Source organism: Parasphingomonas zepuensis, from assembly GCF_036663735.1.
Lineage (GTDB): Bacteria > Pseudomonadota > Alphaproteobacteria > Sphingomonadales > Sphingomonadaceae > Sphingomonas.
In genome coordinates this window covers 1-1,056 of sequence record NZ_JAXOJO010000086.1, presented here as the reverse complement: position 1 = coordinate 1,056, position 1,056 = coordinate 1, and the positions used below count along the sequence as shown (strand labels likewise).

Genomic DNA, 1,056 nt, shown 5'->3' with positions numbered 1-1,056 from the left:
ACTCGGTCAAGATCAGCGTTTCGTTCATGGCACGAATGTCACCGTCGCGTTGACCCGACCCGGCGCACCGCCCTTCAGCAGTTCGACGCGCTGCGCGCGCAACGTCGTCGTTCGCTCGACATCGGCGATCCAGCCGACCACGCCCTCATAGGGCGCCTCGGCCACCTGCGCGGTCAGCCCCGCTGCACCCGGCACGAATGTCGCGGTGATCCCGGCATCCCTTGCCGCAGCCCGCGCCGCATCCTGCGGCGCACCTGCCCGCATCTGCGGCTTCGCGCCTTGCGGCGTCAGCACGCCTGCCGCCCGCACGCGCGCCGCCAGCGTTTCATAAGTCCGAATATCCGCCAGCGCCTCGGCCCGCGCGGCCTGCAACGGCTTCACAATACCAAAAACCAGGATCAGCGCCGTCAGAATCACCCCCAGCGTTCCGACCAGCCAGCGTTCGCGTAACGACAGTCCGCCCCACCACAGCTCCATCCGCAGCAGCCATGCTTCCAGCCGCGAGCTCTCGATGATCCGCACCACGCTCATGGCCGCACCGTCAAACGAATGGCGCCGTCGGGGGCCGCGACGACATCTGCGGAAACCCCGGCCGCCTGCATTGCCCCGCGCACCCGCTCAGCCAGTCCCGGCTCACCCGGCTCGATCTCCAGCACCAACGCATTGCCCTCAAATCGCATCGCCCGTGCGGTCACTGCACTCGACAGCGGCGCCAGCGCCTGCGACGTCCGTGTTACCAGCGGCACGAACGCGCTTCCCGCCGGGCCACCCGTGGGCAGCAAATCCGCCACCCTTGTCCGCAAATCACCTGACAGGTTCGCGCCCGGCGCGGCCTGAGCCACAGCCACCCGCACATCCGCCGCGCGCCGCTCAGCAATCGCGCGCAACATCACCGTGTCCGCCGCCGATATCACGATGTGTGCCACAATTCCTGCGCCCGCGACCAGCACCAGCCGCTTCAACCAATTGCCGGTTGCTGCCCGTCTTCGCGCATACGGGCCCTGCCGCAGATCCAATGGCGGCACCAGCAACCGCTCAGCCAGCCCCCCACCGCCC

At 68.7% G+C, this 1,056-nt stretch carries 2 protein-coding genes; both read right to left on the bottom strand.

Annotation, left to right across the window (positions count from 1 at the left end; all coding sequences use genetic code 11):
- Positions 1-24: 24 nt before the first annotated feature.
- Positions 25-531: a type II secretion system protein M gene (locus U1769_RS25455; RefSeq protein WP_332720939.1), complete on the bottom strand. Its 507-nt coding sequence runs from the start codon at positions 529-531 to the stop codon at positions 25-27.
- Positions 528-1,056: type II secretion system protein L (locus U1769_RS25450; protein WP_503644658.1), on the bottom strand; the 529-nt coding region annotated here is incomplete at its 5' end. The genes U1769_RS25450 and U1769_RS25455, both read right to left, overlap by 4 nt.

What these genes read in the sequence shown, in the direction of transcription:
- U1769_RS25455 (WP_332720939.1), bottom strand. Translation starts at nt 531, where the DNA reads ATGAGCGTGGTGCGGATCATCGAGAGCTCGCGGCTGGAAGCATGGCTG.